The organism is Paenibacillus piri (assembly GCF_004354045.1).
GTDB lineage: Bacteria > Bacillota > Bacilli > Paenibacillales > NBRC-103111 > Paenibacillus_S > Paenibacillus_S piri.
This window is the reverse complement of sequence record NZ_SMRT01000003.1, coordinates 231,062-255,727: the sequence shown is the minus strand read 5'-3', so window position 1 is coordinate 255,727 and position 24,666 is coordinate 231,062. Positions and strand designations below refer to the sequence as shown.

General features: G+C 51.5%; 23 protein-coding genes. 2 read left to right on the top strand and 21 right to left on the bottom strand.

Annotated elements, in window-relative coordinates; genetic code table 11:
- Positions 1–141: 141 nt before the first annotated feature.
- The 16 genes from E1757_RS09380 to E1757_RS09305 form a co-directional block, all read right to left on the bottom strand.
- Positions 142–1,095, bottom strand: coding sequence for a D-2-hydroxyacid dehydrogenase (locus E1757_RS09380; RefSeq protein ID WP_133227069.1), 954 nt, complete (start codon positions 1,093–1,095; stop codon positions 142–144).
- A 251-nt stretch (positions 1,096–1,346) separates the two neighbouring features.
- Complete coding sequence (locus E1757_RS09375; protein WP_133227067.1) at positions 1,347–1,994, bottom strand: ThuA domain-containing protein; 648 nt, start codon at positions 1,992–1,994, stop codon at positions 1,347–1,349.
- 71 nt (positions 1,995–2,065) lie between these two features.
- Positions 2,066–2,764, bottom strand: a complete 699-nt coding sequence (locus E1757_RS09370; RefSeq protein ID WP_133227065.1) for an SDR family oxidoreductase — start codon at positions 2,762–2,764, stop codon at positions 2,066–2,068.
- Entirely contained in the window at positions 2,761–3,270 is a 510-nt protein-coding gene (locus E1757_RS09365) for a VOC family protein (RefSeq protein ID WP_133227063.1), read from the bottom strand. Before E1757_RS09365 ends, E1757_RS09370 begins: the two co-directional genes overlap by 4 nt.
- 36 nt (positions 3,271–3,306) lie before the next feature.
- A complete protein-coding gene (locus E1757_RS09360) occupies positions 3,307–3,765 on the bottom strand; it encodes a VOC family protein (protein ID WP_133227061.1) in 459 nt (152 codons plus the stop codon).
- 97 nt (positions 3,766–3,862) lie between these two features.
- Entirely contained in the window at positions 3,863–4,732 is an 870-nt protein-coding gene (locus E1757_RS09355; RefSeq protein ID WP_133227059.1) for a carbohydrate ABC transporter permease, read from the bottom strand.
- Between the two features lies 1 nt (position 4,733).
- Positions 4,734–5,693 carry an ABC transporter permease gene (locus E1757_RS09350; protein WP_133227057.1) on the bottom strand — a complete coding sequence of 320 codons (960 nt, stop codon included), beginning with the start codon at positions 5,691–5,693 and terminating at the stop codon, positions 4,734–4,736.
- 90 nt (positions 5,694–5,783) lie between these two features.
- Complete coding sequence (locus E1757_RS09345; RefSeq protein WP_133227055.1) at positions 5,784–7,346, bottom strand: extracellular solute-binding protein; 1,563 nt, start codon at positions 7,344–7,346, stop codon at positions 5,784–5,786.
- Positions 7,347–7,749: 403 nt separating this feature from the next.
- Entirely contained in the window at positions 7,750–9,549 is a 1,800-nt protein-coding gene (locus tag E1757_RS09340; RefSeq protein ID WP_133227053.1) for a cache domain-containing sensor histidine kinase, read from the bottom strand.
- Entirely contained in the window at positions 9,546–10,559 is a 1,014-nt protein-coding gene (locus tag E1757_RS09335) for a response regulator transcription factor (protein WP_133227051.1), read from the bottom strand. Before E1757_RS09335 ends, E1757_RS09340 begins: the two co-directional genes overlap by 4 nt.
- Before the next feature lie 34 nt (positions 10,560–10,593).
- Positions 10,594–11,304 carry an SDR family oxidoreductase gene (locus tag E1757_RS09330; protein ID WP_133227049.1) on the bottom strand — a complete coding sequence of 237 codons (711 nt, stop codon included), beginning with the start codon at positions 11,302–11,304 and terminating at the stop codon, positions 10,594–10,596.
- Between the two features lie 72 nt (positions 11,305–11,376).
- Positions 11,377–12,219: a carbohydrate ABC transporter permease gene (locus E1757_RS09325; protein ID WP_133227047.1), complete on the bottom strand. Its 843-nt coding sequence runs from the start codon at positions 12,217–12,219 to the stop codon at positions 11,377–11,379.
- On the bottom strand, positions 12,216–13,103 hold the full coding sequence (locus tag E1757_RS09320; protein ID WP_133227045.1) for a carbohydrate ABC transporter permease: 888 nt from the start codon (positions 13,101–13,103) through the stop codon (positions 12,216–12,218). Before E1757_RS09320 ends, E1757_RS09325 begins: the two co-directional genes overlap by 4 nt.
- A 124-nt stretch (positions 13,104–13,227) precedes the next feature.
- Entirely contained in the window at positions 13,228–14,541 is a 1,314-nt protein-coding gene (locus E1757_RS09315; protein WP_165972034.1) for an ABC transporter substrate-binding protein, read from the bottom strand.
- A 24-nt stretch (positions 14,542–14,565) separates the two neighbouring features.
- Positions 14,566–15,201, bottom strand: a complete 636-nt coding sequence (locus E1757_RS09310; protein ID WP_246079102.1) for a VOC family protein — start codon at positions 15,199–15,201, stop codon at positions 14,566–14,568.
- A gap of 111 nt (positions 15,202–15,312) precedes the next feature.
- A complete protein-coding gene (locus E1757_RS09305) occupies positions 15,313–15,729 on the bottom strand; it encodes a VOC family protein (RefSeq protein WP_133227041.1) in 417 nt (138 codons plus the stop codon).
- Between the two features lie 51 nt (positions 15,730–15,780).
- Here E1757_RS09305 and E1757_RS09300 point away from each other — a divergent pair, with 51 nt between their 5' ends.
- Entirely contained in the window at positions 15,781–16,026 is a 246-nt protein-coding gene (locus E1757_RS09300) for a hypothetical protein (RefSeq protein ID WP_133227039.1), read from the top strand.
- A 652-nt stretch (positions 16,027–16,678) separates the two neighbouring features.
- Here E1757_RS09300 and E1757_RS09295 read toward each other — a convergent pair.
- Complete coding sequence (locus tag E1757_RS09295) at positions 16,679–17,719, bottom strand: LacI family DNA-binding transcriptional regulator (RefSeq protein ID WP_133227037.1); 1,041 nt, start codon at positions 17,717–17,719, stop codon at positions 16,679–16,681.
- 225 nt (positions 17,720–17,944) lie between these two features.
- On the opposite strand from E1757_RS09295, the gene E1757_RS09290 reads away from it, so the two are divergent.
- Positions 17,945–18,526 (top strand): uracil-DNA glycosylase, encoded by a 582-nt coding sequence (locus tag E1757_RS09290; RefSeq protein ID WP_133227035.1) that lies wholly within the window; start codon positions 17,945–17,947, stop codon positions 18,524–18,526.
- A 99-nt stretch (positions 18,527–18,625) separates the two neighbouring features.
- Here the strand turns inward: E1757_RS09290 and E1757_RS09285 are convergent, their stop codons facing one another.
- The 4 genes from E1757_RS09285 to E1757_RS09270 form a co-directional block, all read right to left on the bottom strand.
- Positions 18,626–20,797: an MGH1-like glycoside hydrolase domain-containing protein gene (locus E1757_RS09285; protein ID WP_133227033.1), complete on the bottom strand. Its 2,172-nt coding sequence runs from the start codon at positions 20,795–20,797 to the stop codon at positions 18,626–18,628.
- 93 nt (positions 20,798–20,890) lie between these two features.
- Positions 20,891–21,967 carry a sialidase family protein gene (locus tag E1757_RS09280; protein ID WP_220446492.1) on the bottom strand — a complete coding sequence of 359 codons (1,077 nt, stop codon included), beginning with the start codon at positions 21,965–21,967 and terminating at the stop codon, positions 20,891–20,893.
- Between the two features lie 16 nt (positions 21,968–21,983).
- Positions 21,984–23,777 (bottom strand): sialidase family protein, encoded by a 1,794-nt coding sequence (locus E1757_RS09275; RefSeq protein ID WP_133227031.1) that lies wholly within the window; start codon positions 23,775–23,777, stop codon positions 21,984–21,986.
- Between the two features lie 12 nt (positions 23,778–23,789).
- Positions 23,790–24,665: a carbohydrate ABC transporter permease gene (locus E1757_RS09270; RefSeq protein ID WP_220446491.1), complete on the bottom strand. Its 876-nt coding sequence runs from the start codon at positions 24,663–24,665 to the stop codon at positions 23,790–23,792.
- Position 24,666: the final 1 nt, after the last annotated feature.

Sequence of the window (24,666 nt, the reverse complement as noted above, 5' to 3'; positions counted from 1 at the left end):
CACCTCTGTCCATTACACTTGAAAAACTAACGTTTGGCTGCAAATAAGTGCTGTGGGGTCCGTTACGGTATTACGCCGTTGGAAAGGCGTCCGGGTGGCACCATTCTTACGTTCTCCTTACGCTGCTATCGGAATGTTATACTAGTAGCCTCTCGTACGTATAACCGTATTCACCAGCGGCTCCCCCCGCAAAAACCTCGCGAAATTTTCCAAATACAGCTCCGTTCTGCGCTGTGCCTTCTTCGGCGTTACGCCGACCGCATGCGACGTAATCAGCACATTGGGCATGGTCCATAAGGGGCTCGTCTCGGGGAGCGGCTCGATCTCCGTCACATCCAGCCCTGCGCCTTCCAACCGGCCGTTCTGCAGCGCGTCGATCAATGCTGTTTCGTCTACGGTAGGTCCTCTGCCCACATTGACGAATACCGCGCCTTTCTTCATTTTCCCGATTCGCTCGGCGCTGATCAGCCCTTTCGTTTCCTCCGTTAACGGCAATGCCGATACGATAAAGTCCGACTTCGCCAAGGCGCTGTCCAAATCGGCGGTCAGGCACAGCTCGTCTACAAAAGCGGGACAATCGGTTGCGCTGCGTTTTACGCCAATCACATACGCGCCCAAACCCTTGGCCTTGCGGGCCACCTCAGTGCCGATATCGCCCAGACCGATGACGGTTACGGTCGAATCCTGAATTTCCAGACAGTATGGATTGCGTTTCCAGATGCGTTCCGACTGCTGGCGGAAATGGACGTGAAGCTGCCTCGTAAACGCCAGCATTAGCGCCAAGGCATGTTCCGCACCGGGAACGCCGAACACGCCGCTGGAGTTGGTGACGATGACATCGTCCCTCAGCAGCTGCCGATTGACGATACTGTCCGCTCCCGCGCTCGGCAGTTGAACCCAACGGAGCGAAGGCATCGCTGCAAGCTCCTCATCGGTAGGCCATCCGATAAAAACGGCGGCGTCCTGCAAATCGTCCGGCGCAAGCTCCGGTCTCGGCTTACATACAAATGTCACTTCCGGCAGCTGCCGTCTCAGCCGTTCCACATGGCTTTCTTCCAAATTAAAATCTCCGGCGTAACACAATACCGCTTTCATTCTCGTCCAGCCTCCTCCCAATTTGTTTCCATTATATATGCTGGCTGCAAGCCGGACAAGCCGTCCCTTTCCCGTAAGGAAGAAGGACGGCTGTGGTATAACCGGGCATGCTGACCGGCGCTGTACCGGTGATCCTCAACAGCCGCTGCTTGACCGGTTTATAGCTCCTGATAGTCCCCATGTCCAATTGTCTAATGCTCCCGGCGTTCGCCTGGCCGGGTCGGGTATGAGGCTCCGGATCGCGTACACGTTTACCGGCAGCAGCTCAGCACCGCGCTCCGCAGCAGCTCGAGCATCCCTTCATGAAGCAGACCTTCCTTGTTATGCGCAGGCGTAACACAGCACACCTTGCCTTGCCCGAAGGAATGCGTCCAACCGGCAATGGAATGTCCGTCAATGGAATCCGAATGCAGAAAAACGGTTGTATTCGGTTCATCGCAAATGACGAAATAATGCTCATCCAAAATGTCGAAAGCCGTTTCCCGGGAACGATCCGCAGGGAGTACTCCTGTATAGCTGACCATTTGATGCTTGGACGGATGGTATTCGAAATGGCCTCTCAGCATTCGGACAAAAGCCGAATCAGACGGGTAAGATGCCAGTCCCGAGTGCCAGGCAACGAATCCGCCCCCCTCTTCTACGTAGCGGGTCAGAGCTGTCGATATGTCTTCGGTTAACCAATGCCGGACCGTCTCGTCCCCGGGGTTTACTCTGTCTTCCTTAAACAGGATTACGGCCGCAGGCTTATCGTCCAGCCGTCCAACCAAATCGTCTGCCGATATGTACGCTAGCCGATATGAGCCGCCTTCCGTAAGCGGCTGGAGTGCCAAGCTTAAAGACGATTGAATGACCGTCTCGGCATGATAGAAATCTCCGACAATCGCATAGATGGTTTTCATTCGTTGGTTCCTCCCTATCCCACGGCTGCAGCGGAGCTATGATCCCGCGCAGCGATATATTCGCCGGACTGTCAGATTGGCATCGGTTCGCCTTTGAAATTGATGAAAAATGACTCCGGGTCGACGTCCTTTTTCATCTCGATAATATCGATGATTCCATGCGCGCTTTCGGCCGGATCGCCGGGCGCCTTCTCCCCGCCCATATCCGTCTTGATCCACCCGGGATGAACCGCATAGACCCGGATGCCTCTGCCCTTGACATATTTTTTGAGCTGCTTGGAGAACATGTTGACCGCCGTTTTTGAGATGGCGTAAGGATAATCTCCGCCATACGCATTCGTCAAGCTTCCTGCTTCCGACGATATATTAATGATGGCACGAGGACTCCCCTCCGGCATCAACGGCAGCAGATGCTTAATAACCCGCATCGGTCCGTACAGATTAATTTCGAAGCTTCGGGCTACGTCCTCCATCGGCAGCGTCTCGATCGTCGCCCCTCGGCTCAGCAGAATGCCGGCATTGTTGATAATGGCATCCACTGCTTTCCCTTCCGCCTCCAGCTTCTTCGCCAAACGGGCGACCGTCTCTTCGCGGCATACATCCAGCTCCTCGGCAACGATCCGTGCAGGGAACCGTTCGAGCAAATCCCTCAGCTTCCCATCGGGTCTGTCGGAACGTATTCCCGCCACGACAGTATGACCTCTTTGCGCAGCAGCGGATGTTATTTCATAACCAAGACCGCGATTCGCGCCTGTAACGATGATGTTCATGCCTGCTCCACCGCCTTCGGCATCACGGGTTTATCCTTGGGTTCGCCGATCTCCTGAAGGCCGAGCGTCACTCCCAGCTTCGCAATCGTATCAAAATAGCTGTATCTCCCTTTTCCGTATTCGCCCTTATGAGCCAGTGGAAATCCTTTGCCTTCCACGAAATCGATATGCCGCTCAAAGCCGGGAACGGTAAACGTAATAAAATGGACGCCTTGCCCATACTGCTGCTTGAACTCGTTCCACGGTCCCGGTTCGTCATACGGCTCCAGCAATTCCACGGTCACAGGCCCCATCTGCAGATTGGCCAGTTTAACACGGCCCGGGATGAAGGTGCCGCGGTACCATGTATATCCGCTCTCCGTATGCTCGGGAACGCGGTTCAAATCCGGCACACGAATGGCCGGCAGCTCCAGCCCGAACAATTCGGCGTAATGCTTTGCCGCCTCTTCGATATTGTCTACGACAATGCCGATTTTCATCAAATTGTTGTTTTCTATGGACTCCATATACTGCACTCCTTCCTGGTACGTATCGGATCATAACTATTTCTTATCGTTTTCCAGCAGTTCAATAATGACCTTTAATGATTCCAGAGTATCGATATAGGCGTATCTTCCGCCGGTATACTCGCCCTTTTGCAGCAGAGGCATTTGATTGAGTTCAAGCGTCATCACCTTGTCCTTCATGCCCTCGATTCTGAACGCGATATGATGCGGACCTTCGCCATGCTCGTCCAAATACTCGCGCCATGTGCTCGGATGTTCATCCGGCTCAATCAGCTCCAATTGCAGCGAGCCCATCTTGAAAAACGCCAGCTTCGCTCTCGCCTCCGAACGTTCGCCTCTGTATTCCGTCCGGGCCATTTCTACGGGAGCGGTAAACGACCAGCCCGGGTTCTCCACTCCGAAAAATTCGGCGTACGCCTCGCATGTCTTTTCGATATCGCGAACCAAAATGCCGATCTGCGCGATAACATGAGTTCCCAGTACATTTTTTTCCATGTTCTCATACTCCTCTTTTAAATGATTTATACTAAATGAGGTTATGCAAAATAGCCCCGCTTATTCGCCTTTCATCGCTGCATTCGAGAGTGACCCGCTAGCCCTTTACCGAGCCGAGCAGCATGCCTTGATTGAAATACTTTTGCAAAAAAGGATACACGACGAGCAGCGGAATCGCGGTGAACACGACGGCGGCCATTCGGACGGCCGGACTGAATTCTAGACCTTCGACGGCCGGGCCCATATTTTCGCTCGGCTGAATCAGCATTTGGCGAAGGAACACCTGAATCGGCATTTTTTCGGCCGAAGTCAGGTACAAAATCGAGTTGAAATACGAGTTCCAATAATCGACCGTATAAAACAGGGTGAAGGTCGCCAAGACCGGCTTGGAAAGCGGAAGCACGATTTTCCATAACAAGCCGAATTCGGAGCAGCCGTCGATTCGGGCGGATTCCTCAATTTCCATCGGGAAATTTTGAAACGAGCTGCGAATCACGATCAAATTAAACGGAGCGATTGCGCCCGTCAGAAATAAGGACCAGTACGAATCCAACAGGCTCAAGCCTCTCACAAGCAAGTAAAGCGGGATAATGCCTCCGCTGAACAGCATCGTGAACAAGACCATAAAGTTGATGATTTTACGGCCCTTCAACCATGTTTTGGATAAACCGTATGCCATCAAGGTCGTAAGTGTCATGCTGATCGTGGTGCCGGCGACCGCGATTAGGGTCGAGTTTTTAAAGGAAGTGAGGAAGTTTTTGTTTTCCATTAAATAGGCATACGCATTCGTCGTCCAAGTCCTCGGTATCAGAAAAAAGCCCCGCGTTAAAATTTCCTGCTTCGTTGCAAATGAGGCAAGCACCACATACAGGAACGGAATCAGAACGATGACAAGGACGAGAACCAGCAGCGTATTCACAACGGTTTGGTAGACGGGAGCCCTGCCTCTGAAATCATGCGCCTTCATCTCAATAGACCCCTTCCTCTCCGAATTTTTTCGCAATCCGGTTCACAATCAGTATCAAGCTTAATCCGATCACCGATTTGAACAGTCCTACTGTCGTCGTATAGCTGAAATCGCCCTGCAAAATACCGATCCGATATACATACGTGTCGAATACGTCGGATAGCTGCAGGTTTGTCGGGTTTTGCATCAGAAGGATATGCTCGAAGCTGGTGTCCATCAAGTAGCCAACCCTAAGAATGAATAAAATAATGATCGTTGTGCGCAAGCCCGGCAGCGTAATATGCCACATCTGTCTCCAACGGCTGGCGCCGTCGATTACAGCCGCCTCGTACAAGGTCGGATCGATGGAGGCTAGCGCCGCGAAAAAGATGACGGCGCTCCAGCCGGCTTCCTTCCAAATGCTTTGCGAAACATAAAGGAAGCGGAAGTAACCGCTGTCCGTAAGCAACGGGATCGGTTCGAACCCCCAATCCGCCAACAGCTTGTTGACGCCGCCTTCCTGCACGGAAAACAGCAGGATCGTGAGGCTGACGACGATGACCCATGATAAAAAATGGGGAATATACACGACGGTCTGCACCAATTTGCGGAACCAGGCGATTCTCGCTTCATTGAGCAATAGAGCCAGCACGATCGGCGCCGGGAAAAACAAAACCAAATTCATACAGCTGAGCAAAAGCGTGTTGTTCAGCAATCTTACAAAATCCTGCTCCCCAAACAGTCGGCGAAAATTGTCCAGCCCTACCCAATCGCTTTTCAGAAATCCGTCAAACGGGTCGAACTGCTGAAAAGCGATAATGACGCCGCCCATAGGCACATATTTAAATACGATAAAGTAAAGCAAGCCCGGTAAAATCATCAGGTACAGGGGAATTCCCCGCCTCCAAGACCGAATTTTCCTCTGGCTCTCCGACAGTGGATGTATGCCTTCCTCTTTCCCTTTAAGACTAATTGCTTTCATAAAGTATTGTCCTTTCCCAATATCGAATGTCGGGTTCGGCTTGCATGAAGGGAAAACTGCGTGCGATGGGACGTAAAACAACCGGTTTCGTTATTTTGACAGCTTATATTGCTCGTTCATTTCTTCAATAATTTTGTCTCCGCCATCTTTCTTCCATGCTTCAACTGCCGCATCAATCGCTTCAAGCGGCTTTTGTCCCATAATGATCGCGACCATCTCGCCCATCAGCTTTTGATCCAGAGTTGCTCCGGACTTCGTAGACGTTTCCGAGAACAGCCCTGCCCCTTTGTCCTTGACCAAATATTTTTTATTTTCTTCGAATAAAGCCTGCACCTTTTTAGCCTTGTCCTGGTCTTCCCACGGCCTGATCGTATTCAGCGCGTCAAAACGGTGGAAAAACCAAAAGTTGATCAGCATCGGACGGTCGGTTTCGAAGGCGGGCAGCACCTCATACTTGTCGCCGGTTTTTTTGAAGTGAATGCCTTCGACTCCGTATGTAATAAGGTTGTGACCTTCGTCCGTTACCATATAATCCATCAGCGCCATAATGCGCTCCTGCTTCTTCTTGTCGAGCTTGGCGTTGATGACTACTTTATTGGTGGTCGCGTAGGTCGTATTGCCTTGAAGGCCTGCGGGCCCCTTCGGCGGCGCCAATTGAAGCACATCGGCGGTCGGAACGACCTTCCGGAGGTTCGGTAAACCCGTATCGTAAATATTCGTTCCGGGAACGTCCGTAAAGCCGACTTTATTGGCTTCGAATTTAAAATCGGGATCCTGCCCCTTATTGATGGCAAAATCTTTATCCAGCAGCCCTTCGGCATACATTTTTCGCGTAAAGCCCAGGAAATCTTTCAGCTCTTTGGTTTGAGACTGCCAAGGGATGATCCTCCCATCCGCTTCCTTCCAACCGTTGGCCAATCCGAAAGCGAAACGAAGCGGGTCCGCTCCGCGGGTGAAGCTTCTGTTATTCGAGATCGCGAAGGAATACCCGATCGTATCATCCTTGCCGTTGCCGTCCGGATCGTTTTTCGTAAAAGCTTTGGCCACTTCGTATAATTCGTCGACCGTCGTTGGCGGCTTCAAGTTCAGCTTCTCCAGCCAATCTTTGCGGACGAGCAGCGTTTCCCGGAATTCCGGAGTCCAGTTGGGCAGAGCGTACGTTTTGCCCTTGGGATTGCCGATAGCCAGCGTTTCCGCGTCCATCGTTTTCACGAGATTGGGATATTTGCCGAGCATAGGCGCTATATCGAGAAAAACCCCCTTATCCCGCCATTTCAGAAATTCGGCGCTATTAATTCTGAATACGTCCGGAAACGAGTTGGAAGCCGCCATCACGCCCAATTTTTCCGAATAGTTATCGGACGGTACCCATTGAATTTTCAAGTCGATATTGAGCTTTTTGTTTAATTCGTCGATAACCGGATGCTTGTCCGACCAAGCACCGCCCTCATAGGCGATCGACATCATATTAATGCTGATCTTCTCGCTTAAATCTATCCCCTTGGCTTCACCCGCAGCAGGCGCTGTAGCGCCCTTCGTTTCACCGGCGGGGGGCGGCGCCGTGGCGGCTTTGTCGCCTTGGCCCCCGGAGCAGCCTGCGATCAAGCCGGCTGTCATTGTTAAAGCGGTTGACACTTTCATCCATTTGCTCATTCGACGTTCCTCCTTGGCTAATGAATCTTACCTGTCTAACATTAAGCCATTTTGAAACCGAATACATTACCATATATTATGACTTTCCATCAAATATTATCATTTTTCAGAGTCGTTTTCGGGCTGTACTCAAGGCTGATTGACATGAAATCGGAAGATGACGGCGGCCGAGCGAACTCGTTCAGCTTTGCTGGACATCGGGGAATCAGATGGGGACTCTATCCCACCTGATTCAAGGCCCACCTTAGAGGTGGGGGTCTTAACCCGATAAAGTCGTAATCGAATCAACGGTACGCCCGGGCAGCGGACACGGCTTCACCGGTACTATGGCGGTTGTTCGCTGCCTGCATTTATTACGATTTCAGTTCCAATCTTATGATCGGTAAGACTCCCAGGGGAACGCTCATTCCAGATGAATCGGTATCCGAATGGATACGACGGCGCCCCAACCCGGAAACGAAGTCAGCTTGACTCCGTACGCATTGCCATATTGCAATACGAGCCTCGCATGAACGTTCGCAATGCCGAGCGAATCCTGCTGAGCCTCGTTCTGCTCCAGGGCAGCCGAAATCTCCTCAATTTGTCCGGTAATTCTCAACAGCTCCTGCTCCTCGATACCGGGACCGTTATCCGCTACCTCGATGACCAGATCGGAGCCTTCGTCGTAAGCGCTAATGATGACCACTCCTTCTCCGCCTCTCGGCTCGATTGCATATTTCACCGCATTTTCCACGATCGGCTGGAGAATAAACTTGACGACACGGCAGCTTATAAATTTTTCATTAATGGAAAACCGGCTCTGAAAATGCTTCGGAAAACGAACATGGATGATGTCCAAATATTTGCGCAGCTGTCTCAGCTCATCCTCCAGCTTCACTTCCATCTCGGTAAATTTGGCCGTATACCGGTATACATCCGACAAGTTTCTTGCCATTCTTTCGATAACCGGCACGTTTTCAAGATAAGCCATACTCGATATAATACCGAGCGTATTGTACAGCAGATGGGGATTGATCTGATTTTGCAGCGCCTTGATCAATGTCTCCTTTTGCTTGAGCAGCGCCTGCATTTCCTTCATCTGCAGTCGCGAATTCGTCACGATCAGTTCATCCAGACGCTTGACCATTACATTAAAGCTGTGGAACAGCTGCTGCAGCTCATCCTGTCCCGGCACCGATTCGGTCTGTACGCTCAGATCGCCCTTGGAAACTTGTCTCATCAACCCTCGCAAGGTCAAAATCGGATTGACGAAACGACTGGACAGCAGCGGGACGACCAACATGACAAGCAAAGTAATGATGCCCAGCACCCACAGCATGGAAAACCGTGCGGAGCTTAACCCTACCGCCACCTCGGAAAAGGGGACCAAGGACACGATGCGCCATCCGGTGACAGGCGAACGCGAGCTGCCAATCAAATAATCGTTGCCGCGAAACTGTTGGATGGAAGCTTCCGTATTGTCCGGAATTTTAAGCGAACCCAGCTCCGTCTGAGACATCGGCTGCCCGTTCCATTCTTCTTTCGGGTGGTAGACGATGGAGCCGTTGTCTGCAACCATGAAAAAGAACCCCGAGTCCCCCAATTTGGATACCTTGAACGATCTGTCGATTTCCTGCAAGGAGATGTCTACGGCAAGAGTTCCGATCAGCTCGATCGTCTCCTTATTATAAATGGGCAGCAGCAGCGACATGACAGGCCGCCCGTAGGCTCCTTCATATTTGGCCGTATGCGTAGGAAGAATCAGGACACGGGGAGATACGGGAGCGCCAAACCACGGCTCGTCTGCAAACCGGTCCAGCTTGCCGAAATATTGCGCCATCGAAACGATATGATTCGATTTGGAGATGAGAAACATGCCCTGGATTTCCGAATAATTCAGCGCAAGGTATCTCCTCATTTCCTTCTCGACGTTTTGAACGTCCGCATTCGTATAGGTTTGACTCGTAAGCCAATCCTGGACAATATCATTCTGGATCAAAGAGTGGGTTGATTCCCGGAGCTGCTGATAATAGTAATCCAGATGATAATTCAATCGCGCCGTCGCTTCATTGGAAATCGTGAAAAACTCCTTCTCCGCCGCCCTGCTGTAGTAGTAATTGGAGAAGAGCCCCAGCAGCAGCACTGAAAGCACGCTCACACTAAGAAAGGCGAGCACCATCTTCGTTCTGATCGACAGCTTCCGCAGGAAGGTGTTATTGCTCATAGCCCGATTCTCTTTCTGTACTCCGCGGGGGTTATGGTCACAATCTGCTTGAAGATGCGGTTAAAATACGGCATCGAAGAGTAGCCTACTTTATCGGCAATCTCATAAATTTTCAAATCGGGATCTTGCAAAAGCTCTTTGGCCTTCGCGATCCGAACCATATTCAAATAATTCAGGCACGTGTGCCCGGTCGTTTTTTTGAACAGCATGCTGAAATGGGAAATGCTCATGCGGGCAATATCGGCCATTCGGGCCAGCGAGAAATTTTCAAGGTAATGAATATCGATATGCTCCTGGACTCTCTTGATGGAGGAATTGACGTGGTGATTTGTATATTGAGGATAAACAAGCAGCCAATCGTCCATCAGCACGGCAAAATGCTTGCGGATGCCGGCCTCGTCGTCGGCCGTGAGCGGTAGAAAGGCATATCGTTCGTCATACGCCTGGATTAAGCCGTTCAGCTTTGCGGACAAAATCGCAAGCAGGCTTTTGCGCATGCCCGGCGAGGTTACTCTCATATTCAGGATGGATGTCAGGAGAGCTTTGAGCTCATGAAGGACAGTCGACTGATTTTTCTCGGACAAATGCTCCACAAAGCTTTGGATTTGCAGCACGCCTTCATGAATTTCCGTCATGCCTTCCAGTTTCTTGACCGACCTCTTTAAAGCGGCCTGCAGTTCTTCTTCGTCGACCGGCTTCAGCAAATATTCCGAGATGCCGAAGCGCATCAACTGCCTGGCATATTGAAAATTATCATAGCCGCTTACAATAATCGTAACCAGAGGGAGATTAGCCTGATAGATTTGCTCGCTCAGCCAAATCCCGTTTTTATGCGGCATCATAATATCTGTTATCACAATACTGGGCCAATGCTCCTGAATGAAATCCCATGCTTCTTCCCCATTGCTTGCCTCGCCTACGACAGTAAAGTGAGGCGCCAGCCTGTCAACCATTTCTGCTACGGCATCGCGAATCCACTGCTCATCTTCCGCTACCAGTACCTGAAACATAATCAACCTCCTCAACTATATGAAAATCGCGAGGTTACAGAGGCATCGGTTTGCCCAAATGATTGATAAATGCAATTTTGCTGGTGATCGTCACTTTCTTTTCGATAATATTCATAATCCCTCTTGCCGTTTCACCCGGTTCAGTCGGCGCTTCATCGCCGCCCATGTCGGTTTTCATCCAGCCCGGGTGGACGGCGTATACCTCGATGTCTCTGTCTTTCAAATAATGACGCAGCCGCTCGGAGAACATATTGAGCGCCGTTTTTGACATGCTGTATGCATAATTGGTGCTGAACGCGTTCAGGATCGTGCCCGCTTCCGAGGAAATATTAATGATCGTTTGGTTCCGGCCTGCATAGAGAAGCGGCAGAAGCTGCTTTATAATGTGCATTGGCCCGAATGTATTCACATGAAAGCTAGCGCGAAGCTGGTCGAAATCAAGCTCTTCGATCGTCTTTTCCCGCTCCAGCAGCACCCCGGCATTGTTGATTATGACATCCAGCGAATCGGTTAGCCTGCCGATTTCCGCGCATGCGTTGTCCATGGAGGCTTCATTGGCCATATCTGCAGCAATGCGCCGCAGCCGGGTTGCGTATAGCTGCTCCAACGGCTCCAATAGCGGACTGGAATTCAAGGAACGCACCCCCGCATACACGATATGGCCGCGTTCAAGCGCTTCTACCGTCATACAATAGCCTAGCCCCCGATTGGCACCGGTAATAAACATCTTCTTCGGATCAGCCATGCCGCATCAGCTCCTGCCTTATGTTTTCATCGTACATGTTCAACAGCTCCATATTTATTGTTGTGCTTGCGCCTATCCTTTCACCGATCCGTCGGATAAGCCTTTGATGAAAAACTTGTTGCATAACAAAAAAATGACAAGCACAGGCACAGACACAACCATGGAAGCTCCCATCATGGCGCCCCAATCGATAACGAATTCCCCGCTGAAATTATTAATCGCAATCGGTAGCGTTCGGACGGTATTGGAATTGGTCAAGTTCAGCGCGAACAGAAATTCCTCCCATATGTTTAAAAACGCGTATACGCTGACTGCAATAATTCCCGGCATCGAAACGGGCAGTATAACGCGGGCCAGCGAACCGAGGTTCGAGCAGCCGTCGATTTTGGCCGCCTCCTCAAGCTCCCTCGGAATAGTTTGAAAAAACGAACGGAGCATGATGACCGACATGGGGACAGTGATCGCCAGATCGGCAATAATCAAAGCCAAATACGTATCGACCATTTTTAGCTTGCTGAACACCATATACAGCGGAATAATAATGACGACGCCCGGCATCATTTGGCCGTACAGCAATCCCGAGGACAGAACCCGCGAGCCTTTGAAACGATAACGGGCGAACCCGTAGCCGGCCAGGACGGCGACGATTAATGTAAGCGCCGTTGCGCAAACCGTAACGACGATGCTGTTGAAGAACGCCCTCGGAATATCGCTTTCGAACACGACTCTCGAATAATTGGCCGCCGTCGGATGGTCGGCAATCAGTTTGGGCGGAATAGTAAAATTTTCTTGCGACGTTTTAATCGAAGTGACGAACATCCACAGCGCGGGAAACACGCTAAACACAATCAATACGACCAAAATCAGGTAGCTGACCGCCGCTTTCGTGTAATAGCTTCCCTTTCGTTTCCTCATCCTCCCCTTTCTCCTTTCATAAAAAACTTCATGTACAACCAGCTTAATAAGGCAGTGATCATAAACAACACGGTGCTGGCCGCCCCCGCCATCCCGAAGTTGTAATTTTGGAAAGCGGACTTATAAATGAACATGGACAGTACTTGCGTGCTGTTCGCAGGCCCTCCCCCGGTCAAAACAAAAATAAACGTAAATGCGTTCAGCGTCCAAATGATCAACAGCAAAACGATCGTATAACAGGTTGCGGACACATGGGGTACGGTAACTGTAAAAAACTCCCTGATTCCCGTTGCGCCGTCCACTTTTGCGGCATCCTTCAGCTCATTCGGAACAGACTGCAAGGAAGCCTCAACCATCAGCATGACGAGCGGAAACATTTTCCACACATTTACTATGACCGCAGACAGCATTGCATAACGCTCATCCGCTACCCAATTGATTGCGGCTGCAGTAGCGCCCCACGTTTTTAGCAAGTAATTGATATAGCCAAAATCGGGGTGATACAGCCATTTCCAAATATTCACGCTGATGACGCTCGGCAGCACCCATGGGATCATCAGCAAAATGCGTATCAACCATTTGAATTTAATGAACTGCTGGTTTATGATCACCGCCGCCATAAAACCGACCAGAAACTGAAACGCTACGCTGAAAGCCGTCCAAATCAACGTATGATGGATGGACGATAAAAACTCGGCATTTTGAAATAACTCGATATATTGCGAAAAGCCGACAAACTTCCATTCATCGGTATAAATGTCGTTTTTATTGAACCCCAGCACCATCGTATAAATGAGCGGAAACAGCATCACCATAGCGATAGCAAGCACAGCCGGTAAAACGTATAGTAATCCCGGACTGCGGGTCGTCTTGTATATGCGCATTGCATGCACCCCTTCCCGGCCGGTCTGTACAGCCGCAGTATCGAAGGGTCTCCTTTTGCGGAGTCGGCTTACGTCCCGCCAAATCGGCAAAAGGAGACGCTTTGCCCGGCTTCATGATTTCGGGCTATTTTTTGGCAAGCAAATCGTCAATTGCTTTGGATGCCTGCTTCATCGCATCCTCCGGCGATGCCTTGCCGCTCAGCGCAAGCTGTACATTGTCAAATACGATCTGTTTAATTTGGGTCCACTGCGGAATCTGCGGCAGCGGCTGCGCGTAAGCTAAAGCTTCCAGCAGCGGCTTGGCTAGCGGGTCTTGATATTTCGGGTTGCCGGCCGCGGATTTTCTGGAAGAGAACGTAACGCTGTATTCCGCGGAAATATCCGGCTGCGTAATAAAGTTGATAAACTTCCAGGCGGCATCCGGATTTTTGCTTGAAGTAGTGACGCCTACCGCCCATCCGCCAAGTATCGTCTTGCGGTTTTTATTGGCCGGCACCATGGCTACGCCCATCTGAGCGTTGGCATTAGCCTGCTTGATCGGATCGATATCGTATATTCCCGTCATATACATGCCTATCTTATCGTTGGAGAACAAATTGCGGTTGGCGACGCCGTCGTTTTGCAGCATGCTGTTCGGAACTACCTTGTACTTCGTATACAGCTCCACGTACAGCTTGACCATCTCAACGGCCGCCGGTTCGGTCAGCATCGATTTGGTATTGTCGCTGTTCAAAATAGCCCCGCCGTTGGACATAATCATGTTAAACAGCTGTGTCGTCAAATTGCCGACATTGGTGCCGGGAAGGGCAATTCCGTATACGTCGCCCTTGGTCAATTTCTGGGCCTGCTCCATCACCTGCGTCCAGTTTTCCGGCCCTTTCGCCGCATCGATTCCTGCAGCTTCAAAAAGCTTTTTATTGTAGATAAGTCCATGCGTCTCTGTACGGTACGGCAGCGCATACACTTTATCGTTCACTTTGGCGACCGAAATGGCGCCATCGTAAAAGTCTTTTAAATCGACGTTATCTTTCTTTATATAATCATCCAGAGGCATAAGGCCTCCGACCGCAGCGAACGGCGTAATCCAATCGACAGCCATGTTCACCAGATCCGGGCCGTTTTTCTGCTTCAATGCAATCAAATATTTATCGGACATGCCGTTATCCGGATTGGACTGCACCTTGATTTTAATGTTCGGATATTTCTCCTCGAATTTTTTGACAATGCCCGGCGTCTTGGCATCGTTCCAGGCGCCATCCCAAAACGTCAATTCAACCGGTTTATCGGCGCTTGCGGACGGCTTGGCCGTATCCACAGCTTTGTCCGCGGCTTTGTCCGGCCCCGAGACGCCGGTACTGCCTCCGCCGCAGCCAACCAGACTCGTTCCCAGCATGACCGCAGCGGTTAACGAAGCTCCCGTTTTTTTAACTCTCGACATTCGGATTGCTCCTCTCATTTGAGTTTACTGATTGCCCCGCTCCTTAAACTCCAATGTTACTCCAAGCTTGGAAGCGGTATCAAAATAGGCGTAACGTTCATGCCCTTTTTCCGTTTTTTGAATCAGACCCATCCCTTTGTTTTCCAGTAAATCGATATGTTCTTGAAAGCCTTCCACATGAAACGCCACATAGTGAACGCCCTGCCCGTGCCGCTCCTTGAATTCATTCCACGGACTGGGCTCGTCAAACGGTTCGATCAGTTCAATGTAAATAGGCTCCAGCGGAATGACGGCCGTCTTGCAGCGCACATTGCGGTATTCGCCGCGATACCATGTATAGGCCCCATCCTCTGGTATTTGTACGGGTACATCCGATTTGGGAATCCGGATCACCGGCGGTTCGATTTGAAAAAGCTCGGCATAATGCTTGACCGCCTGTTCGATGTTGTCGACGACAACGCCGATTTTAACTATTTGGTTCGTCGATATATGCTCCATGTTCATTCTCCATTTCTGATCATTTATGAACTGCAGCCGCGCCAACCGAATCACTGCTGCGGTATATTGCCCATGCGTTCCGATAATGATATCGCCGCTGTCTCTTACGGGTTCGCGGATCAGCCGAATCGTTATTTCCGCCCGAGCCAGCATGTTCAACATTTGCGATGTTCAATAGCGGGCGCCTCCTTCATGCATGAAGCTGCGTCGGTCATACGTGTGACGTATGACCGACGATTTGTAAAGGCTTTCATTACAGGATCAACGATAAGGCTACTCATAAACCTTCAATTGCGGGCAGTCCGGGTGCAGCTGCATAAATTCGATGCGGTTGCCGTCGGGGTCTTTGGCCCAGCATTGATAATTTAAATCAAGCCCTTGCTTCGGCTCCACATCAAGCGTTACACCCTTGCTTTTCAAGTAATTGGCGATCTCATGAATATCGTCGACTTCCAGACACAGGTGCGCATAACCGATTGTGGCGGAATCCGCTTCCACCCTTTTTTCCCCGCCGTAAAACAACTCGATAAACTGACCTTCCCTTACTTTCAAATACACAATCCACGGTTCGCCGGTAGCCGGCTTTTTCAGCTCGAACAGCTTTTTAAACCCTAATACGTCCGAATAAAAATGCAATGATTTCTCCATATCCTTCACCGTATAAGCATTGTGCCCGATCCCTTTAATCATGTTGACATCCTCCCGAATTCAACTTTTTCATCGTTTAGCGGCATGTGTGAGTTGGCATTGCGTGTGCTGGCTTTGTGTGGGTTGGCATTGCGTGAAATAGAACTGCGTGCTTTGAAACTGCGTGAGTTGGAACTACGTGACAGGCTGCGTGAGTTGGAACTGCGTGACATAGGGCTGCGTGAGTTGGAACTGAGTTACATAGGGCTGCGTGAGTTGGAACTGCGTGACATAGAAATGAATAAGTTGAAATTGTGTGAAACAGAGCTGCATGAGTTCAGTTTAATCTACGCGTATTAAGTTTCCGTATGCTGTACAATCCGTCGAGCGGCATATCGTCTTTTCTGCGTCCCCCCCCCTTACGTCGGTTTTTCTAGCCATACGATCGTCCGTCCTGTTCCCGCTTGATTCTGGATGCTTTCCTTCTCCATGCCGCACCGTACCTGGTCGATACATGGCAACTGCTTCTATATAAACGCCGGGTTCACCGGCGGAAGAAGGCGGCTGCAAGCCTGCAATCGCATTATATATTGCGCCAAGCAGACATTTCGCTAAAAATAAACGCGCGTTTATGGATATTTAAAAAAAGAGAGCCGCTGCTATATATGTTGGACTAATGGTTTCGTTTCATTGGAAAGGATTTATTCCAAAGCAACGATTGAGAAAGGATGATAGGAAAAACTGCAATTGTACATCTTTTCTTCTGCTCATCAATTCGCGTGATTAAATTCCTGAGAAACTGCATGTTTTCTCCGCTTCCGCTTCTGATCGGTCCCTAATCCGTGAGAACACCTGCATATTTGCAGGAATTTCCTTATGAACAAGCCATTTCGATAAAAAAGCCTGCATTATTGTAGGAATTTCGTTTCGCTGGAGCAGGATCATCTGCTGGATTATGTATGTTCTTGCTGCTTTACACGCACGCGGGTTTCTTTCGTTCAACTTATATAGCTTATATTTTTTTGCAGGATTCTCTTTCGATCAACGTACATCCAAGGGTCATAATAACGGACTCGGCCCCGGTGCCCTTCTCTATGGCCTGGATGACGCTTTGGGTAATTCCCGTTGTAAGCTCTTCGTAATTTGCCCGAAATGTAGTTAACGCAGGTTTATAATAGGCGCTTAATATTTGATCGTTCATCCCGATGACCGATATGTCGTCAGGAACTTTGAGAGAAAAGTCGTTTATCGCCCGAATGGCTCCGAAAGCAATGCTGTCGCTTGCGGCAAATATAGCCGTTGGAAGGTCCGTTGAGCTTTTGAGCAGGTTCGACATAGCCTCATAGCCGCCGGCTTCATAGTGGCCGTACATGATCCAGGTCTTATTAATAGCCAGGTTATGATGCTCCATCTGCTTGACGAAGCCTTGAAATTTGAAGCTGGCCGCCGCCTTTTTCAAATCGCCGTTAATAATGCCGATTCGTTTATGATTCAGCCCGTACAAGTAGTCTACAGCTTGCGAAGCGACCCGCTCATTGTTCAGGTTGTAGACGATCCGGTTAGGCTCCTTTCGTCCGGGTAAATATTGATCCAAAATCCCGATGACAAACCCTTCGGCTATCAATTCCTCGATAATCGGCTCATGATTTTCAGCGCCGATAAAGATGCCGGCATTAATGCGCCCCTGATAAAAAATTTCCTTGACGTTCTTGATGCTTTCCGGATTTTTAAGGTCTCTGACAATATTGGTCAGCACAATGTAGCCAAAAGCAGACGCGCTTTCAATTACGCTTGTAATCAGCAGGTTGGCCGAGCTGTCCTTCGAAAACTGCCATTGATCAATGAAAAACAAGCCCAACGTCTTCGTTTTTTTTCCGGCAAGCACTTGTGCCGACAAATTCGGCGTATATCCGTACTGCTCGATGATTTTCATAACCTTTTCTCTTGTTTTCGGCGGAACATTGGGATAATTATTGATTACCCTGCTGATCGTGCTGCGGGAAACTCCTGCAATTTCGGCGATTTCTTTGCTCTTGATATCGATTTTTTTCATGTAATTATGCGACCTCGGTCTTTAAATTTATGTTTTGTGAACGCGCGTTTATTTTATATTAGCAAACGCCTCTTGGGGTGTCAACCCGTATTGAACCGATCATTTACGAATGAATCAAAATCGCGCGACCGCTTTTAACGAGATGATAAAATTGGATAAATTATACTTAAATGGTAATATTAATAATGACATAAGACTCAAAGCCGGAACTGTAAGGAGACAAAAATGGCGGATTTCAAAGCGGAAATTTTACAGGAGGAAGCCTCGCCCCCGCATGCGGCGCAATGTCAGAGATGCGAGCTTTCGAAGCAGCGACAACGTGTTATTTGGGGAGAAGGCAACCCCCATGCACCGGTTTTTATACTGCTGGATAACCCCGGTTTACGCGAAGACAAGGAAGGCAACGCTTTTGTATGCGGTACCCGGGAAACGCTGCAATATGGGATGAGGGAAGCGGGTTTTGATGTGAATTTGGTTTACGTGAGCTATCTTTTGAAATGCCGTCCAATACGAGCGTATAATAAGCCGCTTGCCAGGGAAGCTTGCTTTTCGCATTTACAATTGCAGCTTGAGGAGAAGAAGCCTCTGCTGCTGTTTGGTTTAGGTAATGCAGTCGTGCAGTCCTTGTTTCCGGATCAGGATGCAGATGTAAAAAGCTTCAGAGGTACGTGGCATACGGTTCAAGGGATATCGGCCGCTTTTTCCTATCACCCGCTGGCAGTGCGGCGAAGACCTGTACTCATGAAGTATTTCGTTGCAGATTTAAAGCTTGTTGCCGGGAAAATAAATAGTTTGCTTTCGCGTTAAAAGCAAGTCTCATAATCGGCAGGCATCAGGGAAGCATCATTGGATGCACAAAGTGTCCCCAAAAATCTGGAGGATCCGCTCTATTCATGCCGGATTTTATCAGACTAACGAAAACTCCATCCGTTCAAGATCGTCGCTCTCCAGTACGACTTGTCCATCCACGTACAGCTTGTATCCGAGAGGCAAGGACGCATCGCGCTTGTTATAGGTCACACCGATTTGATGTCCGGCAACCTGTACATGGGTCAGCTGAAAAAAATCAAGCCCGATGTTCACAGGGTTCAGTACGATGCGGTCCGCCTCGACATTCAACCCTGCCACATGTCTTACGATCAGGTCGATATAATAGGAGTGATTATAATCAACCTCGTCGCTCAGCGCTTCCCCGGTCTGGCTGTTGTAATGCTCGACCAGATACGGCTTGCCGAGATCCCTGTGCGAGAAGTGCAGCAGCGAATATTCCCGTAAATAATAGCCGAACCGCTCGTCGTACCGGTGATCCATACGCTTGCTCTCCAGCGCCATGGCGTCCAGCACGATGCTGTTCGTATACGGCCATGTCGGCCCGTCCCATACGCAGCCGTTCCGGCCTTTAATGAAGTTCCCCTGCCAGCCGCCTTCAGGCTGGTAAGCGGGACAATCCGCGGACACGGACGGAAACGGGTACGGCGTATTGAACTCGTCGTCGGCAAACAAGTGCAGAAATCCTTCGATATGCTCGCTGCCCGTTATTTGCGCCCAGTACGGGTAGAAGCCGACGATATTTTTCACCAGCGCTTTTTGGTCGTTCTCATAATGCTGATCGTAAAAAAACTGCGACGTCTCATCCCACATTTTATGCAAAATGTCGCTCCGCAGCTCCCGCGCAAGCTGCTTATACCGATCGGCCTCAAAGTCTCCCGCCGTTGCACACAGCTGCGCCACGCCCAGGCAGTTTAAATAATGGTACACGGAGCGATCGACCCGCTTAAGCGGCGTGAACGTGTTCGGGTCTTTACAATTGATTGGGAAATTATGGAAATACCAGTAACTCGGCTGATATTCCTTGCCGGTACGGTTGTGGGTATGCTCCGTTATCAGCCTGTCGGTTTCATTGCCCAGCTTGCTGCCTTCCCCGTCAACCTGCGCTTTTAGCGATGGAAGCATTTCACGAAGCATGGGCTCGTCGCGGTGAACGAGGTAAAACTGGTAGGCGGCCCAGCCCATAAAATTGGCATAGGCATGCATCGTTTTATTAACGAAAAGGCACCGGTAAAGTCCTTCCTCGTCCTGGCTCGCCTTCATATTGCGAATGGCGCCGGTGCCGTTGGTGCTGTCCTGATACCAGCGCGCCTCCAACAGATGCATGGGGACCGTCAGCGGAATCATTTTGCTGAATTCCCAGCCTTTCGGCGCGAAGGGCGTTTTGGACATTTTATGAGATCTTCCTTCATAAAACAACGGATGCTGCAAATTGCCGCATTGCGGGTCGGCGAGATTGTGCCGCAGCAGAAACCAGCGGTATTGCCACGTCTTGTTCAGCAGCGGCTCGTTGGACACGAACTGCGGCGCCTTGTCGAACCAGCTTTGATACGTCCTCTGCTGATCAGCCACCAATTCGGTATTGGACAAACCGGGCCGAACGAACCGGCCCGCGCGCTCGCTCAGCACGGAGAGCGTTTCCTTGCCTTCGATGCCCAGAGATGCGGCGATAACCAGCTCGGCCTTCTCCCGGGGCGCCAGCACAAGGCCGCCGTCCGCAAGCTCGGGCCGGTTCATCCGGAGTGCCGCCACGATGGAAAATTCATACTGCGGCACTTGTAATACGCCCGACAAAATATTGTCATCGCGCTCCTGAAACAGTGCCGCATCGGTTGCCAACGTCAGTACGAGCTCCCGGTCGCTCGTATTTTCCCATGTTTGGCACGATACCGCGCAGTCGTCCCAGGTGATGAATTTACGCTCCGTGAAACGAAATTCGGAACCCGCAGCTTCCATCGACAGATGGCTCGGACGCCATTCAACGTCGCAGGGCTCTAAGGAGACGGGCTTCCCCGGCTTGACCGTGAACAGCAGCGGAATATTCAGCTTGTGAATAAAATCGATCGTCCCCGCAAACCCGGGCTCCGGATTCAAATAATCGGCCCATAACCGGGCTCCCGTCGGCCCCAACAGGCAGGACTTGGGCAGCGTGCGCAAGCTTCGCTTGCCCGTGGCTAATGCTTCATCAATAGTGGTGGCGGTAAGCACGAAATGATCGCTCCTTCCTTTACTTTTCCGCAATGCGGTCATACGCCGGCGCTTCTTTGCAGCGATTCTTCACGATGCTTCTTCACTGGCGATTCTGCCCTTCTGGCAGCATTTTACCGAACCGCCTGTATCCCGTTACACGCGCAATATCGTACCCGCAATATGGCGCGGTCCGCCTGTCGGCGTGCCGTTAGGCTCATTAAAATAATAAGCGGCCAATATTTGCCCGTCCCGTACCTCCACCGCCCGCGGGTAGCCGAGATCATAATGTCCGCCGTCGTCGCGGACAATCAGCTCGGTCCCCCAGGTGCGTCCCGAGTCTTCGCTGATGCGGGCCCGGATGCCATACGGCGGCCGGCGGTAGCCGTACACGGCGAACAATCTTCCGTCATCAAGCAGCGTCAGATGTACGGTGTCTCCATGATCGTTGATTCGGGAGGCGAATCTCCACGTGCGCCCGCCGTCATCGGATGCGTAGAGCTCATCCCACGCCCCGTCCAGCGAAGGCTTGCAGCGCACGGCGACAACGATAGTGCCGTCGGCAAGCAGCGCAGGCGACGGGCAAATCATGCGGTATTCGCCGCTGTTCGGCATCATGGACATGAGCGCCCAATTGCGGCCGCCGTCATAGGAAGCGTACACGACCGGCCGGTCGTAGTGATTATGCTGCGGCTTGGCGGTCAGGAACAGCAGCACGACGCCGTCCGGACGCAGCAGGTAAGAGGGTCTTCCCTGGAAGCGCGGGATATTGCATGGCGGCAGCAGCACAGCCGGACCCCATGTTTCCCCGCCGTCCTCCGACAGCTTGAACCAGGCCTTCGCCTGCGGATCGGCCGAATTGGGCGTCGACCAGCAGCTCAGCAAGGTGCTTGAACTCGAGAAATCGACCGGCTTCGGATAGGCTTCCGCCTTGCCGTAGATTAATTGGTCCGCCAGCTCCACGTTATTCGCAATGGTCGACGGTGCGCCCCAGGTCCGGCCCCCGTCCAAGGAGCGCACCGCGGCGATCCGGCCGAACGTTTCGACCCGGTCATGGTTCCGGTTGCCGGGAACCGCATAATCGCAGGCGATGTTCATAAAGCCGACCAAAATATTGTCGCTGCTGATTTTCCACATGCCTGCATTGAACGGCCAGGAGCAAAATTCATGCTCGCTGCGGTAGATCGTCACATGCTCCATGTCAGTCGGTTTGAACGGTTTTTCGTAGTTCATGAATCAAACGCCCCTCTCAAATGGTTTGCAAATAATTAATATAATAATAAGCCGCTTGCACAGGCTCATCGGCTCCGGCAGCATCGCTGCCGGACACTCCCGTCTCCACATTCGGCTCGCGGCGAACCGGCCCGGTGCGGAATACGATCCGCTCGACGGAGCGGACCGGCACTACAAACCGGAACGTCTTCCTGAACGCGCCGATCGCAAGCTCATAATTTTGCTTAACGACATCGACGGTAAGCTGAATGTCATACCAGCTGCCTGCGGCATAAGTCTGGACGTCTGCATAATATCCTTGATCCAGCACGCGGATGCACCCATCGCTGTCGAATAAGATGCGCACCGGGGCCGTGCTTATCCCGTCGCAGCATTCGATAAACAGCTGCCCATGATCGGTCTGCCTGGCCAGCACTCGGAACCGGATCGTGACCGCGCTGCTTTCCGGAAAAATCCGTTCCGCCTTGGCATAATCGTACGGGTCGCGGTCCATAAGCTCCAGGCTTTTATCCGCAGCGGACGGGAACTCGGCCACAGTTACCGGGGCCCAAAGCGGGCTGTACACATTCCAGCCGGGGATATGGCCTCCGCTGTCCAGATCGTCGAACCGGTCGTCGACATGCGTGTCCGTCCGATCATGGACGGGCACCGGAATTTCGCTGACCCATATATCCTCCTTGTTCATGCTGTATGTGATCCACAGGCTGCCCCGGGGCGGCGGCGAGCCGTCTGCAGCCTCGATACCCCGGACATAGTTCAGCCCGTAATCTTTATGCTGTCCGTCAAACCGGCGCGGAGCCACCTCGCCGCAGACCAGCCGCATATGATCGAAGTCGCGGCCGTCCTCTCCGGTAACGATCGCAAGCGGCCAGCGGTGCTTGCCGACAGGGGAAGGGTTATAGACGAGGGCATAATTCCCGTCCGACGTTTGCTGACCCCATATTTTCGCGCCAGCCATGACGAGCGACGGAACGTCCTCCATCCCGGACCACGTGTTCCCTCCGTCCGCGCTCAACGCGGCTTTGGAAAACTTCCACAATCCGACGACGGTTCCATCCGGCAGCCGGTAGGAAGACAACGCCTTACCGCCTTCTATGGCGTAGAAGCCGTCCGGACTGCGGTCTTCCTCCCACCATTGCAGCGTCACGAGCTTGTCGGCCAATAGCGCTTCGCATGCTTCACGGAACGCCGAATCCGGCGAATCCGTATAAAGCGGGAATGACGTATTGCCTTCATGCCAGCCGGCGTGGCGATTATAGCGGATAAAACAGATCGGACCGAAGCTACCGTCCGGCAGTACTTCCCGGACGACCCGGCCGATGCCAAGCCCGTCGTTCGGATGATCTTTCGGCGCCGGGCAAAAGCCGTAAAACCCGAGCACCAGCAGCTTGCCGCCCGGGCTCACATAGAAGCCCATTCGCTGGTGCATGACTGCATCCGTGCCTGCCGGAAGCTCGACACCGTCCGGCCGTCGAAAAGCCTCGCTCAGCCGGTACTGCGGAAACACGACCCGCGGCTTGCTCCACCGGATGCCGTCCTCGGAATCGGTCAGCAGCGTTTGTCCCGGCGGAATATGCTCGCCCACCGGGTCGCTTAAATATTCCAAATAAAACTTGCCGTTCCAGTACGCCAGCATCGGCGCGTGATTGTACGTCCAGCCGTAATCGTCCGCCCATTCGGGATGGGAGCGGTTGGCCCGCAGCACCTGATAGTGATGCACGCCTGCCACCGGACGGAGCTGGCCGTGGTGATAATCCAGATTGGCAACCGTCTCGCCGGTATAACGAACCGGCCCGTTCAATCGATCCATCGTTCTTTCCTCCTAACCTTTTAACGAACCGAGCAGCATCCCCTGCGTAAAATATCTTTGCGCGAACGGGTATACGAGCAGGATCGGGAATATAGCCAGCACGATGACCGCCGCTTCGATATTTTTGGGCAGCAGCGTGTACCCGTCGCTGATCACATTTTCCATCGTTGTGCTCCCCGGGTCGGGGCGTATAACCAAATTATAAAGAATGAGCTGGATCGGGTGCAAAGCTTTGTCCCGCAAGTAAATCATCGGCGTCAGGAACGAATTCCAAATGTTGACCGCATAAAATACGCTGATCGTAGCCAATACGGGAGTCGACAGCGGGAAATAGATTTTGCCCATGATTTGAAGATCGTTAGCCCCGTCGATAAAAGCCGATTCCTCCAGCTCGTACGGCAGCGTGTCGAGAAAGGAGCGGGTCACAATCAATAAAAAGGTGCTGATCGCCCCGGGAAGGATCATAATCCACCGGGAATCGACGAGGCCCAGCTTTTGATTGATCAAATAGTTCGGAATGAGCCCAGCGTCGAAAATCCAGGCGATGAGAAACAGCATCATGATCGCGTAGCGGCCCTTCACTCTTTTTTTGGACAGCGCGTAAGCCGTCGCAAACGTTAGGCATACGGCAAAAACGGTGCCGACGACCGTGTAAAACAAGGAATTGAACATCCCCTGTGTTATGCCCATTCGGGGCGTGCTGAAAATATATTTAAACGTTTCCAAATTCAAGCCCTGCGGCAGCAAATATACTTTGCCCGACATCACTTGAACACCGTCGCTAACGGATACGGCGGCAATATTGATGAACGGGTATACGCAGACGAACGACAAGAGTAGGAGCAGTACATTGTTGATTGCGTCGAATGGCTGAAGCTTATTTTTCACC